The sequence below is a fragment of the Flavobacterium sp. genome, assembly GCF_046293665.1.
Classification (GTDB): domain Bacteria; phylum Bacteroidota; class Bacteroidia; order Flavobacteriales; family Flavobacteriaceae; genus Flavobacterium.
Genome location: NZ_JBKBOL010000001.1, coordinates 422,648 through 439,979 on the forward strand (window position 1 = coordinate 422,648; position 17,332 = coordinate 439,979).

At 32.2% G+C, this 17,332-nt stretch carries 16 protein-coding genes; all 16 read left to right on the forward strand.

Annotation, left to right across the window (positions count from 1 at the left end; translation table 11 throughout):
* Position 1: 1 nt before the first annotated feature.
* The 16 genes from rfbA to ACK4R1_RS01975 all read left to right on the forward strand — a co-directional run bounded on the left by rfbA (position 2) and on the right by ACK4R1_RS01975 (position 17,332).
* Positions 2-859 carry a glucose-1-phosphate thymidylyltransferase RfbA gene (rfbA, locus tag ACK4R1_RS01900; protein ID WP_409682866.1) on the forward strand — a complete coding sequence of 286 codons (858 nt, stop codon included), beginning with the start codon at positions 2-4 and terminating at the stop codon, positions 857-859.
* On the forward strand, positions 860-1,411 hold the full coding sequence (gene rfbC / locus ACK4R1_RS01905; protein ID WP_409682869.1) for a dTDP-4-dehydrorhamnose 3,5-epimerase: 552 nt from the start codon (positions 860-862) through the stop codon (positions 1,409-1,411).
* A complete protein-coding gene (rfbD, locus tag ACK4R1_RS01910) occupies positions 1,405-2,262 on the forward strand; it encodes a dTDP-4-dehydrorhamnose reductase (RefSeq protein WP_409682872.1) in 858 nt (285 codons plus the stop codon). Before rfbC ends, rfbD begins: the two co-directional genes overlap by 7 nt.
* The gene (locus ACK4R1_RS01915; protein WP_409682875.1) at positions 2,259-3,320 is read left to right on the forward strand and encodes an NAD-dependent epimerase/dehydratase family protein; all 1,062 of its coding nucleotides are present in this window, start codon (positions 2,259-2,261) and stop codon (positions 3,318-3,320) included. The genes rfbD and ACK4R1_RS01915 overlap by 4 nt, the downstream gene beginning before the upstream one ends.
* A 4-nt stretch (positions 3,321-3,324) precedes the next feature.
* Positions 3,325-5,016, forward strand: coding sequence for a hypothetical protein (locus ACK4R1_RS01920; RefSeq protein ID WP_409682878.1), 1,692 nt, complete (start codon positions 3,325-3,327; stop codon positions 5,014-5,016).
* Positions 5,013-6,074 (forward strand): NAD-dependent epimerase/dehydratase family protein, encoded by a 1,062-nt coding sequence (locus tag ACK4R1_RS01925; RefSeq protein ID WP_409682880.1) that lies wholly within the window; start codon positions 5,013-5,015, stop codon positions 6,072-6,074. The genes ACK4R1_RS01920 and ACK4R1_RS01925 overlap by 4 nt, the downstream gene beginning before the upstream one ends.
* Positions 6,074-6,817: a glycosyltransferase family 2 protein gene (locus tag ACK4R1_RS01930; RefSeq protein ID WP_409682883.1), complete on the forward strand. Its 744-nt coding sequence runs from the start codon at positions 6,074-6,076 to the stop codon at positions 6,815-6,817. The genes ACK4R1_RS01925 and ACK4R1_RS01930 overlap by 1 nt, the downstream gene beginning before the upstream one ends.
* On the forward strand, positions 6,817-8,673 hold the full coding sequence (locus ACK4R1_RS01935; protein WP_409682886.1) for a glycosyltransferase family 39 protein: 1,857 nt from the start codon (positions 6,817-6,819) through the stop codon (positions 8,671-8,673). Before ACK4R1_RS01930 ends, ACK4R1_RS01935 begins: the two co-directional genes overlap by 1 nt.
* A 71-nt stretch (positions 8,674-8,744) precedes the next feature.
* On the forward strand, positions 8,745-9,299 hold the full coding sequence (locus ACK4R1_RS01940) for a hypothetical protein (protein WP_409682889.1): 555 nt from the start codon (positions 8,745-8,747) through the stop codon (positions 9,297-9,299).
* A 110-nt stretch (positions 9,300-9,409) separates the two neighbouring features.
* Positions 9,410-10,192 (forward strand): class I SAM-dependent methyltransferase, encoded by a 783-nt coding sequence (locus tag ACK4R1_RS01945; RefSeq protein WP_409682892.1) that lies wholly within the window; start codon positions 9,410-9,412, stop codon positions 10,190-10,192.
* A 31-nt stretch (positions 10,193-10,223) separates the two neighbouring features.
* Complete coding sequence (locus ACK4R1_RS01950; RefSeq protein ID WP_409682895.1) at positions 10,224-11,480, forward strand: oligosaccharide flippase family protein; 1,257 nt, start codon at positions 10,224-10,226, stop codon at positions 11,478-11,480.
* Between the two features lie 341 nt (positions 11,481-11,821).
* Positions 11,822-12,739, forward strand: coding sequence for a hypothetical protein (locus ACK4R1_RS01955; RefSeq protein WP_409682898.1), 918 nt, complete (start codon positions 11,822-11,824; stop codon positions 12,737-12,739).
* Positions 12,740-12,742: 3 nt separating this feature from the next.
* Positions 12,743-13,852, forward strand: a complete 1,110-nt coding sequence (locus tag ACK4R1_RS01960) for a glycosyltransferase family 4 protein (RefSeq protein ID WP_409682902.1) — start codon at positions 12,743-12,745, stop codon at positions 13,850-13,852.
* A 90-nt stretch (positions 13,853-13,942) separates the two neighbouring features.
* Positions 13,943-15,058 (forward strand): DUF1972 domain-containing protein, encoded by a 1,116-nt coding sequence (locus ACK4R1_RS01965; protein WP_409682905.1) that lies wholly within the window; start codon positions 13,943-13,945, stop codon positions 15,056-15,058.
* Positions 14,991-16,352: an O-antigen ligase family protein gene (locus tag ACK4R1_RS01970; protein WP_409682908.1), complete on the forward strand. Its 1,362-nt coding sequence runs from the start codon at positions 14,991-14,993 to the stop codon at positions 16,350-16,352. The genes ACK4R1_RS01965 and ACK4R1_RS01970 overlap by 68 nt, the downstream gene beginning before the upstream one ends.
* Positions 16,349-17,332, forward strand: coding sequence for a UDP-glucuronic acid decarboxylase family protein (locus tag ACK4R1_RS01975; RefSeq protein ID WP_409682911.1), 984 nt, complete (start codon positions 16,349-16,351; stop codon positions 17,330-17,332). The genes ACK4R1_RS01970 and ACK4R1_RS01975 overlap by 4 nt, the downstream gene beginning before the upstream one ends.

Sequence of the window (17,332 nt, forward strand, 5' to 3'; positions counted from 1 at the left end):
TATGAAAGGAATAATATTAGCAGGCGGTTCAGGTACAAGATTGCATCCATTGACCTTAGCAGTAAGTAAACAATTAATGCCAATTTATGACAAGCCGATGATTTATTATCCATTGTCAACACTGATGTGGTCTGGAATTCGTGAGATATTGATTATTTCAACACCACATGATTTACCGCTTTTCCAACAACTTTTAGGAGATGGATCTAGTTTGGGCTGTCGTTTTGAGTATGCTGTACAAGAAAACCCTAATGGTCTTGCCGAAGCTTTTATTATCGGAAAAGAATTTATAGAGAATGATAAAGTAGCATTGGTATTAGGCGATAATATTTTTTACGGAACCGGATTATCTGATTTGCTTTTGGCCAATAACAATCCGGATGGCGGAATTATTTATGCCTATCATGTTCACGATCCTGAACGTTATGGCGTAGTCGATTTTGATGCCAATGGGAAAGTCTTGTCAATCGAAGAAAAACCAGAGCATCCTAAATCCAATTTTGCGGTTCCCGGCATTTATTTTTATGACAATGAGGTTGTTGAAATTGCTTCTAACATCAAACCAAGTCATCGCGGTGAATTAGAGATTACCGATGTTAATAAGGAATATTTAAAAAGAGGAAAACTCAAAGTCAGCATCCTCGACAGAGGAACGGCATGGTTAGATACCGGAACATTCAATTCATTGATGCAAGCCAGCCAGTTTGTTCAAGTTATTGAAGAAAGACAAGGATTGAAAATTGGCGCTATAGAAGAAGCTGCCTATAAAATGGGTTTTATCGATGCCGAACAATTAAAAAAACTAGCCCAGCCGTTATTAAAAAGCGGTTACGGCAATCATTTACTAAGTTTGATTTAAATGAATTTTATCCCAACAAAACTCGAAGGATGTTTTATTATTGAGCCTAAAATTATTCTTGATGAAAGAGGTTATTTTATGGAAAGTTTCAACGAAAGGATTTTTCGAAATGGCGTTGGTCAAGAGATTCATTTTGTTCAAGACAACCAATCTTATTCGTCTAAAGGCGTTTTACGCGGATTACATTACCAAACGGGAGAACACGCTCAGGCCAAACTCGTTAGAGTATTACAAGGAGAAGTATTAGACGTTGCGGTTGATATTCGCCCTTATTCACCAACATTCGGGCAATACGAATCGGTAGTTTTATCGGGAGACAATCAGCGACAGTTTTTTGTTCCAAGAGGTTTCGCACACGGATTTTTAGTGCTCAGCAATACGGCTACATTTTTTTACAAATGTGATAATTTCTACAATAAAGAGAGTGAAGGCGGAATCATTTACAATGATAAAACCATCAATATTGATTGGGATTTCCCATCAGAAAACCTAATCGTTTCAGACAAAGACAAGATTCAGCCAACTATTGAAAACGCTAAGAAAGCATGGTAGTTTTAGTTACCGGAAGTTCAGGACAATTGGGACAAAGTTTGCAATTTATTGCGCCTAATTATCCTGAAATTACTTTTATTTTCTGTAATGCAAATGAATTGGACATCACCGATTTAGAAAGTTGTCAAAATACTTTTTCCAAGCATCAACCTAATTATTGCATAAACACTGCGGCTTATACCGCGGTTGACAAAGCCGAAAGCGAACCTGAAAAAGCAAAGGCCATTAATGTAATTGGCGCTAAAAATTTAGCTGAGGTTTGTAAAGTAAACAATACCGTTTTACTTCATATTTCCACCGATTTTGTTTTTGATGGAGAAAAAAAAGAACCCTATACTGAAGTCGATTTACCTAATCCAACAGGTATTTATGGTCGTACAAAATTAGAGGGTGAAATCGCTATTCAGCAAACTTGGGTAAAACATTTTATCATTAGAACGTCTTGGGTTTATTCACAATTCGGACATAATTTTATGAAAACCATGTTGCGTTTGGCTTCGGAGAGAGATGCAATTTCTGTAGTCAATGACCAAATCGGAACACCAACTTATGCAGTAGATTTAGCTAATGCTTTGGTTCAAATTATTTTAATGAACAGCGGACAACGGACAACCGATAACTTTGGCATCTATAACTTCAGTAACGAAGGCCAATGTTCTTGGTATGATTTTGCCCAAAAAATATTTGAAATCAATAATATAAGTATAAATTTACAACCCATTCCAACTACGGGTTTTCCGACACCGGCTAAGAGACCGAGTTATAGTGTTTTGGATAAGACTAAAATCAAGGATGCTTTTGATTTGAACATTAAAAGTTGGGAGGCAAGTTTAAAAATAATCACAATATGAAGATAGTAGTTACCGGCGGCGCAGGATTTGTAGGATCAACACTTTGTTTACAATTGAAGGCAAAATATCCTACTTATGAAATTGTAGCTTTTGACAATTTGAAAAGAAGAGGTTCCGAACTGAATTTGTCAGATTTTCAAAAAAATGGAATTCCTTTTTTTCATGGCGATATCCGAAACAATGAAGATTTATCAGCTTTAGGCAACTTTGATGTTTTAGTGGAAGCTTCAGCTGAGCCTTCTGTGACGGCAGGATTAGATTCTGATCCGACTTATGTAATTAATAATAACTTATACGGCTCCATTAATTGTTTCAATGCGTGTTTGAAGAATAAAGCTAAACTGATTTTCCTTTCAACTAGTAGAGTTTACCCGATTGATTGGATTGAAAACGCTAATTTTAAAGAACAAGAAACCCGTTTTATTTTTGATGAAAGCCAAACCACTAAAGGTATTTCTTCAAAGGGAATTTCAGAAGCATTATCACTTGAAGGTGCGCGTTCTTTTTATGGAACCACCAAATTGGCTTCAGAACTTTTTATTCAAGAGTATGCCGCTTTTTATGGTTTACAGGCAGCGGTTACAAGATTTGGCGTAATTGCCGGACCAAGACAAATGGGTAAAACCGATCAAGGTGTTGTGACACTTTGGATGGCCAAACATTTTTGGAATCAATCTTTGAAATACATTGGATATGGCGGAACAGGGAAACAAGTTCGCGATATTCTTCATGTAGATGACTTAGTAGCGCTAATCGATTTACAAATTCACCAAATTGAAAAATTCAATGGTAAAATCTACAATGTTGGCGGTGGTTTAGAAAACAGCGCTTCGTTATTGGAAATGACCAAAATCTGCGAAAGAATAACAGGAAACACTATTGAGATAGCCTCTGAAAAAGAAACCAGAACGGCTGATTTAAGGATTTTTGTAACCGATAATTCAAGTATTGAAAGCGAAATAGGTTGGAAACCTAAAAAATCGGTTGAAATGGTTTTTCAGGATATTTATGATTGGATTAGAGAAAATGAAAAACAATTAGAAGCGATATTGAAATAAGAATATGAAAGAAAAAATAATCTCCAGTATTTTAATATTAATACCAATTATTACATTTTTCGGAATGTTTTTTTTGTATATGGTTAACGCCCCGATTAATGATGATTATCAGGCGATTTTGGATTTTTTAAATAAGTGCATTTCGACTGATTCTTTTTCAGAAAAAATAAAGTTGATCTTTTCACAACATAATGAGCATAGAATTGTTTATGACAGGATATGGACAATCTTTTCTTATAAGTTTCATATGTATGTTAATTTTACCTTTTTGGCTTTCATTGGGAATCTTTCAATTTTAGCAATTGGACTTTTCTTTTTTAGAAAATTTCTTTGTTTAAAAACAAGTTTATTTCTTTTTGTACCAATAAGTGTTTTATTATTCAACTTGTCCAATTGGGAAAACATGACCTTTGCCATGGCTGGAATGTCAAATTTCACCGTATTACTTTTTGTAATATTAAGTTTGAATTTTATAGCAAAAGATACTTTGAGTACAAAAAAGAATATCATTATAGCAATTCTTTTTTTTTATTTGGCGTTATTAACTCAAGGAGGAGGAATTTTTATATTGCCAGTTTCTATTTTGATTTTATTGTTTAAAAAAGAATATAAAAACATTTTAGTTTATTCTCTTTTCGTCTTACCAATACTGATTGCTTACTTTTACGGTTTTCATAGACCTCAAAACACCGGCTTATTTACAACCCTTGTTGAGTACAATGTAAAAATTTTAGTTTTTGTTTTTGCTTTCTTAGGAAATGCCTTCAATTACTTTTTAATTTACACCAATGTTGTGGATCAGTCATTTTATGTAACTGCGGTAATTGGTTTTTTATTGTTTGTTCTCTTTCTCTATATAAGTAAAACTAAATATTATAAGAAGAACTTATTTAACTATTCATTAATGTTGTTTGTTGTCATTTCATCCTTTGTAACAGCTGTTTCAAGGGTTTCCTTTGGGTTGGAAACAGCAGGCGCTTCTCGATATAGAATCAATGGAATAATTTTTTGTATATCATTATATTATTGGTTTATAGAATCCAATCCGAAGTTAAATAAAAGACAGATTTGGACATTGTCGGTTATTACTGTTTTCTACTTTTTTTATATCAACCTTAATCAGTATGAGTATTTATATTTTAGAAAAAATCAAACTCTATTGGGAATATTACACTTTAATTCAGATGACCAAAGTCGTTTAAATGGAGATAAATCAATGGTTGAAGCCTATGGTTCAATGATTTCGGAATCTAGTACTTTAGATGTTTATCATTTTCCGGATGACCAATATCTGGAAACCACTTTCCCTTTTAGTAGGATTGTGGAAAACAAAATGGAAGAAACCAAAGGCCCAAACAATATTTCATACAGTGTAGATGGTATTAACAAAATAAAAGATAGTTACCTGATTGATGGATGGGCTTTTCTCGACGGTATTTCCACATCAGGTCAAGAAGTATATATTGGATTAAAAGACATTATACAAACGGAACCGAAATTTTATACCACAAAACAAGTTCAACGATTTGATTTAAACCCGTATTTTAAAAAATGGAATCTGAATAACGGAGGTTTTTTCTGTAGAATTTACACCGATAAATTAGATAAGGGAGAATATAAAATTTTCGTTTTGGTTAAAACAAAAGAAGAAACAAAGCAAATAGAAACAGATAAGAAAATAAATATTTTAGAATGAAAACATGTATCATAACAGGCTCATCGGGATTGATTGGAAGTGAATCAGTGGCCTTTTTTGCTGATAAATTTGACAGAATCGTTGGAATTGACAATAATATGCGCCAAGTTTTTTTTGGTAAAAATGCATCTACCGATTGGAATACAGAGAAGTTAGTTAAAGAAGTTCCTAACTTTGAACATCACGCCATAGATATCCGTAACGTAGACGAATTAGAGAAACTATTTGCTAAATACAATACAGACATACAGCTAATTGTTCACACTGCAGCACAACCAAGCCACGATTGGGCGGCTCGTGAGCCATTAACCGACTTTACTGTAAATGCCAACGGAACGTTAAATATGTTAGAAATGACTCGTTTACATGCACCGGAAGCTACTTTTATATTCACGTCTACGAATAAAGTTTATGGTGATACACCAAACTATTTACCTTTGGTAGAGTTAGATAAGCGATGGGAAATTGACGAATCACATCCTTATTTTAAAGACGGAATTGACGAGCTCATGAGTATTGATCAAACCAAACATTCTCTTTTTGGTGCTTCAAAAGTAGCTGCGGATGTTTTAGTTCAGGAATATGGAAAGTATTTCGGAATGAATACGGGTGTTTTTAGAGGTGGTTGCTTAACCGGACCAAATCATTCAGGAACACAATTGCATGGCTTTTTATCTTATTTAATGAAATGCGCAATAACAGGTGATAAGTATACGGTTTTTGGTTATCAAGGCAAGCAAGTTCGAGACAACATTCACAGTTGGGATTTGGTAAATATGTTTTGGCATTTTTATCAAAACCCAAGACAAGGAGAAGTGTATAATGCCGGCGGCGGAAGACATTCAAATTGCTCTATGGCAGAAGCGATAGAAATGTGTGAAGCCATTACCGGAAAACCGATGAATTATGAATACACTGAAGCCAACCGAATTGGGGATCATATTTGGTGGGTAAGTGATGTATCAAAATTCAAAGCACATTATCCGAACTGGACTTGGAAATACAACATCAACGATATATTAACACAGATATACGAAGCAACGATTAAGAAAAACTAATGAAACTAAGCATTGTAATTCCTGCCTATAACGAAGAAGAGTCTATCACTGAAACGATTGACCAAATTGAAGAAGCATTTTCTAAAGTCAATATCGATCATGAAATCTATGTAGTTAATGATAATTCTAAAGACGGAACACTCGTGGTTTTAGAGCAATTAGCAAAAAAATATCCTTCATTAACTTATGGAACTAACCTTGGTCCAAATGGTTTTGGCTATGCCGTTCGCTATGGTTTGGAAAGATATTCTGGTGATTGTGTTGCGGTAATGATGGCCGATTTATCCGATTCTCCTTATGATTTGATCCGCTATTATACGACTATGATTGAAGGTAATTATGATTGTGTTTTTGGGAGTCGTTTTATCAAAGGCGGAAAAGTAATTGATTATCCTTGGGTAAAAAAAATCATCAACCGTATAGCAAATTTTATCATCAGAATGGTGATGCGAATAAAATATAATGACACAACTAACGCTTTTAAACTTTATAAAAGAGAAGTTATAGAAGGCGTTAAGCCAATTTTGTCACCACATTTTAATTTAACCATTGAGTTGCCATTAAAGGCAATCATAAGAGGATATACTTTTACCGTTGTTCCAAATTCCTGGACTAACAGGAAATATGGTGTTTCTAAATTGAAAATAAAAGAAATGGGAAGTCGTTATTTCTTCATTTTAGTATATTGTTTTGTAGAAAAATATTTCTCTAGAGGAGATTTTAAGAGAAAGAGAGAAGAATAATGAAGGACACTATTTCAAAAATTAAAAGATGGCTTGTTGATAATAATTGGTTAACTATTATTTTATTAGCTTCAATATTTTTACGGTTTTATCATGCAGACTATCAGAGCTTTTGGTTAGATGAAGTGCTGAGTATGAATGATACTAAGCCAGAAATGAGTTTTAAGCAGTTTTATGAAAGTGTATTGCTTTGGGAAGCGTTTCCACATCTTTATTTTCTTTTATTGAAATGGTTTATGTTGATTTTTGGTTATTCAACAATGCAAGCTAGGATTTTTTCTGCAATAATTGGTGTTTTTGGCGTATATGCCATTTATCTTTTAGGAAAGGAATTACGCAATAAAAGAACAGGATTAATCGCTGCAGCTATTACATGTGTGAGTATTTATCATATTATTTATTCACAAGAAGTTAGACCTTATGGAATGTTGTTTCTATTTACCGTGCTGTCATTTTATAGAATGGTTATATTCTTAAAAAAAACCAATTATAAAAATGCAATCTACTACGGAGTTTTTTCAGGTTTAATGATGAATTCTCATTTTTTTGGATTATTAACTTTATTTTCTCAGTTTATTGTAATACTGTTTTTTGCTTTCAAAACACCTAAAAACTTAAGAATCTCTTTTATAAAATATTCGATAGTAGCTGGAATAGCAACAATTTTACTGATGATTCCAACATACGAGCCATTATTGCAAATAATGAAAATAAAATCATTTTGGATTCCTAAACCGAATCCAGATTCTTTTACCGTTATGTTCAAGGAGTTTTTTGGCAATTCTGAATTGTTGCTTTTTGTCATAAATTGTATAATTCTTTACTATATAATTCAAGTTTTAAAGCAAAAAACTGCAACTAACACAGCAATTAGTATTATTAAAAATAAGCTGATTTTTAGTTTTATCATTCTTTTTTCTTGGTTAATAGTATCTATTTTAATTCCAATGATAAAATCATATACAGATGTATCAATGATTTTAGCGCGCTATTTTATTAACATCGTCCCAATTTTTATTATTGTAATAGCGGTTGGTATTGACTTAATTAAAACTAAAATCATTAAAAATTTGGTTTTTTCAACTGTTTTAATTTTTAGTTTGATAGATATTTTTATAGTAAAGGATTATTACAATAAACCTTCAAAATGTCAAATGAGGGAATTAACAAATGAAATAAAAGCAAGAAATGATGGCGATACTAAACTTGTAGTTTTTTACAATTGGGTTTTTCCTTTTTTCTTTGAAGATAGACCCGATATTACTATTGAAGGAAAATCATTTGAGGAATATATTGACGGGATGAGAAAAAATATAATCGATCAAAATGATTTTTGGTATGCCAATGTAAACCCATACAATTTAAGCAACGAAGATGAAGAATTTTTAAAGCAAAATTTTATTGAACAAGACAAAATAGAATATTTTGACGCATGGGCCTATCATTATGTATCCAAGAAGAAGCAAAAAATAAATTCAGATAATAATTTAGATTTAAAAATATTTCAAAGAGTAAAATTCGATTCGAATGGAAGTATGACATTATTTGAAAAGACCAATACAGTTTCATCGTTTATAGATTTGGATAGAGGTAATTATGAATTACAGATAAATGGGAATAGTTTTCCTTCTCCAGCGATAAATAATGAGAACGCACACATAAAAATAAAATTAAATGGTAACGAAATTGCAAACTTTTATTTAAGTGATGATCTTTCAAATCCTTTAACAAAAATTCAGTTCTCAAATTTGAATTATGAAAGAGTAAGATTTCAAATTATTTATGATAATGATATCTCAGAAAACGGTAAAGATAGAAATGCAATAATTCACTCTATTAAAATCAAAAAAAGATAAATAATTTATAAAGTATTTGTTTGAATTATACAAAAAAAACATAATTTAGCTCCACTAATTTAAATAATGACATGAAAACAAAATTTATTATTCTTACAGCTGTTTTTTCGTTGATACTTATCTCATGCAAGAATGAAGAAAAGACTACAACTGAAGAAGGAACAGAAGTTGCAAATCAAAATGTCAAGGAAAACTTCAGTCTAGAAATGGATGTAATATGTACAAATAAGGAGGATTTCTCAATGTTTTATACCGAAGACGGTACTATTAATTTTAATGCAGATCAAGTAGCTTGGACTGGTGTAGAGCCAAAAGCAACAAGCCAAAAAGTTGTTTTTAATTTAAAAGAAGAAATCATGCCAACTAATATTAGAATTGATTTTGGAATCGTTCAGGATAGAGGTGATGTAACTTTGGAAAAATTTAAATTAAACTATTATGGAAAAACTTTTGAAGCTCAGGGATCAGATTTCTTAAAATATTTTATTCCAAATGAAAATGTAAAAGCAGATGTAGATCCTGTAAAAGGAACTATTAGATTCCAAAAAATTGCAGACAAACCATATACACCATCTTTTTATCCACAACAAACTATTCTTGACGAGATTAAAAAGATATTAAAATAAGATATTTTAAAAATTACAAAGCCATAAGTATATACTTATGGCTTTTTTGTTTAAAAAATTAACTTTACTAAAAGTACAATTGTATACAACAAATCCAAGAAAATTTAACAATGACCTGTAAAATTTGCCAAAACGAAACCAAAACAATTTTTAAAGCTAAAGTTTTATACAAATACGATGTTGATTATTTTCAATGTCAAACTTGTGGTTTTGGCCAAACTGAAAAACCTTATTGGTTAGAAGAAGCCTATATCAGTTCCATGAATCTTTCAGATACCGGTGTCATGTATCGTTGTGAAAGAATGTCAAAGATTACAACATCTTTACTGTTTTTGTTTTTTAATCCAAAAGGTAAATTTTTAGATTATGCCGGTGGTTTCGGAGTTTTTACTAGGCAAATGCGTGACATTGGTTTTGATTATTATTGGCAAGATCCTTATACAAAAAACGAAATCGCAAGGGGTTTTGAGGGAAGTTTAAATGACACATATGACGTTGTAACAACTTTCGAAAGTTTTGAGCATTTCGAAAATCCACTGGAAGAAATAGCAAAAATTGTAAAACTTACGGACACCATCATTCTCACTACCGATTTAATTTCAAAACCGGCACCTGCTCACAAGGATTGGTGGTATTACGCTTCTGAACACGGACAGCATGTCTCTTTTTATTCTAAAGAGGCGTTTAAAGAAATCGCTAAAAAATTCGGAATGAATTATTACAATGCGATGAATGTTCATATTCTAACCAAGAAAAAACTTGGTGTCTTCAGTGAACTTTTCTTCAAATTTGGTTTTGCAAAACACTTACTTTATTTTGGATATTTTGTTTTTAATCCGTTTCTAAAATCCAAATCACTTGATGATATGAACAGCTTTTATATCAAAAAGTAATACCTTGCATCCTTATATTTGATTGAATGCAATGAGTGTTTTTAATAGAAAAAAAATAACAGACTTTTTAATTTATGGTTTCGGACAAGTTATAAACTTGGTTAGTCCATTGTTTGTAATGCCTTTTATCATTTATAAATGTGGTGAAGATGGCTTAGGAAAAGTTGGTGTTGGATTTTCATTAGCTTTGATTTTAAACGGAATTATTGATTACGGTTCTTACATCAAAGGCGTTCAGGAAATATCCATCAACCGAGACAACAAAGTGGTTTTAGAACGCAAATTTAAATCGATATATCTTTCTAAATTACTTCTAACCGTTTTAGTTTTTATACTATTATCAGTTCTGGTTTTTACCGTGCCTTTTTTTTCAAGAGACAAAACGCTGTTTTTTTTTAGTTTTTTTATTGTCATAGGACAGTTTATTAATCCGCAATGGTTTTTTCAAGGTGTTGAAAATTTTAAGTGGATTTCAATTGTAAATGTAATTTCTAAAACGATATACATTTTGTTGGTACTGATTTTAGTCAATCAAAAATCAGATTACATTTATGCTAATTTGTTTTTTGGAATCGGTGCTGTAATCGGAAACGGCATTGGTCTGTGGTGGTTGGTAAGTCATTATGGATTTGTGCTGAATGACTTTTCATTTAAAGACGCGATAGTCATCTTAAAAGAGGAATTCAGCTTCAGTGTTTCGCAGATTTTTTTATCGCTTTACCAATTTTTTCCCATCATGGTGATCAGTTACATCGGTGGTGATTTTATGGCCGGACAGTTTAGAGTCATCGACCAAATTGTTTCTGTATTTAAGACTTATCTTAATATGTTTTTTTACTTTGTTTATGCCAACATTTGCTATGAATTAAATAAAAACATCAAAAGCGGGATCAAAGTCTGGCAACAATACAACGGATTTAATTTTGGGCTTTTGTTGATAGTATTGATGACATTTTACCTTAATTCAGAATACATTTTAACCTTTTTTAAAATCCATCCGACTAAAATTGCTTTAATGGCAGACTATTTCAAATTAGGATTGATAGTGCCATTGTTCGTTTCGGTTTCGCAACCTTTACGTCAATTAATATTTGCCTTTAACGAAAATAAAATTTACATCCGAATAACCATTATAGCCACCATTTTCAATTTTATTTTGCTTTATATTTTGACCAACTATCAAGGGCTAAAAGGTGCTTTTTACTCTATTATTATTATTGAATTTATTATTATAGTTTTGTATTTAACGATTTTGAGAAAGCACTTCAACCAAAATGTAATCGCATAAAAATGAGCAGTATTAAAATATCTAAAAATTATTTATACCAAATACTCTTTGCCATTTGTGTTGGAGTTACTTATTTAAATAACTATGAATTGACTTTTGTGGTTTGGAGTACCACAATTTTGTTCACATTGAGAAAAAAATACTCAGTAACCATTTTACACTACATTCTACCCTATGTCGCAATTTTAATAGTGGCCATAATTTCCTCATTTTTTTATGATTATACAACATACAAGATAATCAGGGATATAACCTACTTATTAAAACCCATTGTTGGCTTAATATTGGGTTATCAATTGTGTAGAAATGCAGACATGAAGGTCGTAAAAACGATTATTTATGTGGGTTTTATCATAGCGATTATTCATTTGGGGATTATTTTTTATAGCGCTTTAATTCATAGAATTTTAAACATTCATGAGCTCAGAAAGTATTCGGGTTATTTCAGTGATTTTGAAGTCTATGCGTTTATATTAGTTTTATTTCACAAGAAATTTGGTGTTGTTTTCACTAGAAAAAGATTCTTGTTATTGCTCATCGTAATTGGTGTTTCCAGCGCTTTATATGTTTCCAGAGCTAATTTTATTCAAGCGTTTATTTTTTTCCTTGTTTTAAAAGGGTATTTTTCGCTAAATAAGAGAACGTTACTCATTCTCATTTCATTCATTTCATTGATATTGATAGGCTATGCTGTAATTTATAACATGAACTTGTCTAGAAATGGTAAAGGGCTAGAGGCATTACTTTATAAAATTAAAAATGCACCAATTGAAGCTTTTAAGTCTAAAGTAAATAAAGATGATTGGAAGGATTTCAATGATAATTATCGTGCTTATGAAAACATTATTACCGTTAAAAATGTTGTTTATGAAGGTTTTTGGGGTGTTGTAAGAGGAAAAGGGTTGGGTTCTGAAATACAGCTAGGTCAGAAATTATACACTAACGATGGGACAGTACTAACAGAAATATCCATTTTGCATAATGCCTTTATGACAGTGTTTTTAAAATCAGGGCTTATAGGTGTCTTTTTTATGTTTTATTTTTTAAGATTATTGATAAAGCAAAATCCTTCAGCCCATGAGAATATCAAACAATTGAACTTGATATTAATGGCAACGGGCATTTATTTATTATTTGATAATTGGGTATTGTTAGGCTTGTACCTAAAAACAGAAAATAAAGCAATAATAATTGGGTTTATTTTATCCTATAAAGAATTGCTAATCAAGAAAGAAAATCAATCCAAAGTCATTGAATAAACCATGCAAAAAATAAAAATATTTGTTGATTGTCATGTCTTTGACGGGAATTTTCAAGGCACGACTACCTATATAAAAGGACTTTACGCCAAGTTAATCCAAGAGGTTAATTGTCATTTCTTTTTTGCAGCAAATGATATTGTTTTTTTGGAAACCATTTTTGGTGCCCACAAGAATTTGACTTACATACAATACAAAACAAAAAATAAATTTTTCAGGCTGTTATTTGATATCCCTAACATTATCAAAAAGAATAAGATTGATTACGCCCATTTTCAATATGTAGTACCACCAGTTAAAAAATGCAAATACATAGTCACTATACACGATGTGTTGTTTCTTGATTTTCCTCAATATTTTCCCTTAGGCTACCGATTAAAGAACAAATTGCTGTTTAAAAGAAGCGCAAAATGCTCCGATATCGTTTTGAGTGTTTCCGAATACTCCAAAGCTCAAATCCAAAAACATTTTGGAATTGAAAAAGTCTTTGTAACAGCCAATGCCGTTGATCCGATTTACTTTGAGGCATTTGACAAGCGAACTATTCAAAAGGAAGTAGAAAGAAAGTTTGGCGTAAACAATTACTTTCTTTTTGTTAGCCGTTGGGAACCAAGAAAAAACCACCACAGGTTGCTTAAAGTTTTTGTCGAAAAGGAACATTATAAAAATCATTCATTAGTTTTTATTGGAGACAAAGCCATTGAAAACAAAACCTACACTGATTACTACGCAGGGCTTCCAGAGACGATAAAAGCTAAGATATTTACGTTTAACAAAGTTAATTTCGAAGATTTGTTGTTATTTGTTCGTGGCACAAATCTATCTGTTTATCCTTCAATCGCCGAAGGATTTGGAATTCCGCCTTTGGAATCTTTAGCAGCGGGAATTCCAACTATTTGTTCCAATACAACAGCTATGGCAGATTTCCACTTTCTAAAAGATTGTCAGTTTGATCCATTAAATGAAGCGGATTTAAATACTAAAATTCATTTTGGATTAACTAATCAAGATTGGCCCAAAATGATTTCTGAGATGAAGCTTGTTTACAGTTGGCAAAAAGCGAAAACAGATTTTATTAATGCTTTGTATGATTTTGAAGCCTCAAAGAAATAGCAAACAAGTCATTTTCTTTAAAGATATTCCCTCAATTTTATTATGTTTGCAAACTCGAATAACAAGTCAAAGCAAATCGTAATATAACTCATGAAAATAGCCATTTTAGGAACTCGTGGTGTGCCCAATTATTACGGAGGTTTTGAACAGTTTGCCGAATTTTTTTCGGTTTATTTGGTTGAGCAAGGGCACGAAGTATATTGCTACAATTCCCATGATCATCCTTTTCAGGAAAAATCTTTTCACGGCGTAAATATTATTCACCAATACGATCCCGAGCACAAAATGGGTACTTTTGGTCAGTTTATTTATGATTTTAATTGCATCATGGATTCTCGAAAAAGAGATTTTGACATCATTTTGCAATTGGGTTATACCAGCAATTCTATCTGGTGTTTTCTTTTACCCAAAAAATCAATCATCATTACCAATATGGACGGCTTGGAGTGGAAGAGAACCAAGTATTCAAAACCAGTACAGCAATTCTTGAGGTTTGCCGAAAGATTAGCCGCGACCAGTAGTGATTTTTTAGTATCGGATTCAATAGGGATTCAAAAGTTTTTACTACAGAAATATAAAAAAGAGTCAACCTATATTGCTTATGGCGCTTATCCTTTTAGCAATCCCGATGAAACGGTTCTCAAAGAATATGGCGTAGAAAAAGAGCAATACAATATGATAATGGCGCGCTTCGAGCCGGAAAACAATCTTGATATGGTATTGGAAGGCGTAGCAATGAACGAAGACAAAACGCCTATTCTTGTTATTGGGAAACACCAAACCAAGTATGGAGAATACCTTAAAAACAAGTTCAAATCTCATCAAAATATTCGTTTTATTGGCGGTCTGTACAATTTAGAACATTTGAATAACCTTCGTTACTTTTCAAACTTGTATTTTCACGGACATTCTGTTGGTGGAACCAATCCGTCATTGTTAGAAGCCATGGCTTCAAGAGCTCTGGTTATCGCACATAATAATGATTTTAACAAAGGAATTTTAAAAGAAAACAGTCATTATTTTTCCAACCCTATTGAGGTGAAAAATATTCTGAATACTATCAAAAAAAATGATAACTTGCAATTAGTTCAAAACAATTTTGACGCGATCGTCAATGAATTTAATTGGGAGAAAATAAATGGGGAATACTTACAACTTTTTGAAGAATGTTTTTCAAAATCTGACAAAAGAAAGCAAAGAAAATAATTCTTTTATTCCAACACTTCTAGTTCTTATTACCATTCCGTTAAGCTATGCTTTTAATAATATAGCCATGGGATTGTTTTTGGCTACAGCCATTTTCACTTACAAAAAAAACCATTTTTCGCTCCAATCCCACTTGATTTTGCCCATTACACTTTATGTTTTAATGGCGCTATCTTATTTCTGGTCTATCGACAAAGAAAGTACGTTGCCTGCTTTATCAAAAGAAATTCCGCTATTAATTATACCAATAGGATTTTTACTGCTTAAAGATTTTTCGGCAACCCAAAAGCAAAAAATAATAGCCTATTATAGTTACGCAATAGTGCTTTTAACCTTGTATTTCTTGCTAAGAGCGGTAGTTAGGTATTGGTTAAGAGATGATTTCAGGGTGTTTTTTTACCATGGGGAAGACCACATTGATTTCGGTTTGGTTCCTAAACTATTAAATGCAATTCATGTTTCTGTATTTGTAGCAGTCGCCTTTTTTTATTTTTTCACTAAGGAAATCAAATCTAAAATTGACATTTTTTTTTCGGTTTTGCTTTTTGTTTTTGTGTTAATGCTATCTTCTAAAAATATCATTCTCATTTTTATTTTATTGGTCTTACTTCATGTTTTCTTTTTTTCAAAATCATCGCACAAACTTCGTTTGCGAAACCTTATCGTTTTTGGTCTCATTATAGGTTTGATTTTTTCGTTTGGTAAAATAAAAACAAGATTTCAACAAGAGTTTCAAACCAATTCAGAGAAAAGTTTAAGTGCCAATGTAGTCGAAGGAATTCCAGCAGGAGTTCATTATGTAAGTTTAAAAGAGGCTTGGTCAAACGAAAAATTCACGCCAAATGATTATTTTCCCGGAACAGCTTTTAGGGTTTATCAGTTTAGAATCTTTACCGAGTTAATTAATGACCGCATGGTGTTTTTAATGGGCTTTGGTTTAAATGCTTCTTATCCGAAAATAGAAGAAAAGGCCAAATTCTACAATTTGTACTTAGGCGAAGAAGGAAAAGAAGGTTATCAAAATAAAAACTTTCACAATCAATACATTCAAAACTTCGCCGAATTAGGCATCTTAGGTTTTATATTATTGTTATTAATGCTCATCATTAACGTTAAAATCGCATACAAATCGAAAGATTTTGTCCATTTTGCTTTCGCAATTCTAATGATAAGTTTATTTTTGACCGAATCATTTTTATGGAGACAAAGAGGTGTTGTGTTTTTCACAATGATGTATTGTCTTTTTAATTCCGGAATTGCCTCAAATAATTCCAAATCAGAACAAAATTTATGAAAAGAATATTAATTACCGGAGCAGCAGGTTTTTTGGGTTCCCATCTTTGTGACAGGTTTATAGCAGAAGGCTATTTTGTAATTGGGATGGATAATTTGATTACCGGAGATTTAAAAAACATTGAACATTTATTTAAAGATAGAAACTTCGAGTTTTATCATCACGATGTAACCAAGTTTGTTCACGTGCCCGGAAAAATTGATTACATCCTTCATTTCGCCTCGCCGGCAAGTCCGATTGATTATCTGAAAATTCCAATTCAAACGCTAAAAGTAGGATCATTAGGCACACACAATCTTTTAGGTTTGGCAAGGGTTAAGAAAGCAAGAATATTAATTGCGTCTACTTCAGAAGTATATGGTGATCCATTAGTTCATCCGCAAACAGAGGAATATTACGGTAACGTAAACACCATCGGACCAAGAGGTGTTTATGATGAAGCCAAGCGTTTTCAAGAATCAATTACGATGGCCTATCACACTTTTCACGGGGTGGAAACCAGAATCGTTAGAATTTTTAACACTTACGGACCAAGAATGCGACTCAATGATGGCCGTGTAATTCCGGCTTTTATCGGTCAAGCTTTGAGAGGCGAAGATTTAACCATTTTTGGTGATGGAAGCCAAACGCGTTCGTTTTGTTATGTAACGGACCAAGTTGAAGGTATTTTCAGATTGTTGCATTCAGACTATGTTTATCCGGTTAACATCGGAAATCCAGACGAGATTACCATTAAAGATTTTGCAGACGAAATCATTAAACTTACCGGAACCAATCAAAAAGTGGTTTATCATCCATTGCCAATAAACGATCCTTTACAGCGCCAACCGGATACTACCAAAGCCAAAGAAATTTTAGGTTGGGAAGCCAAAGTAAAGAGAGACGAAGGCATGAAATTAACTTACGATTATTTCAAATCGCTTTCGAATGATGAACTGTTAAAAGAAGAACATAAAGATTTTAAAGGATATATCCATTAG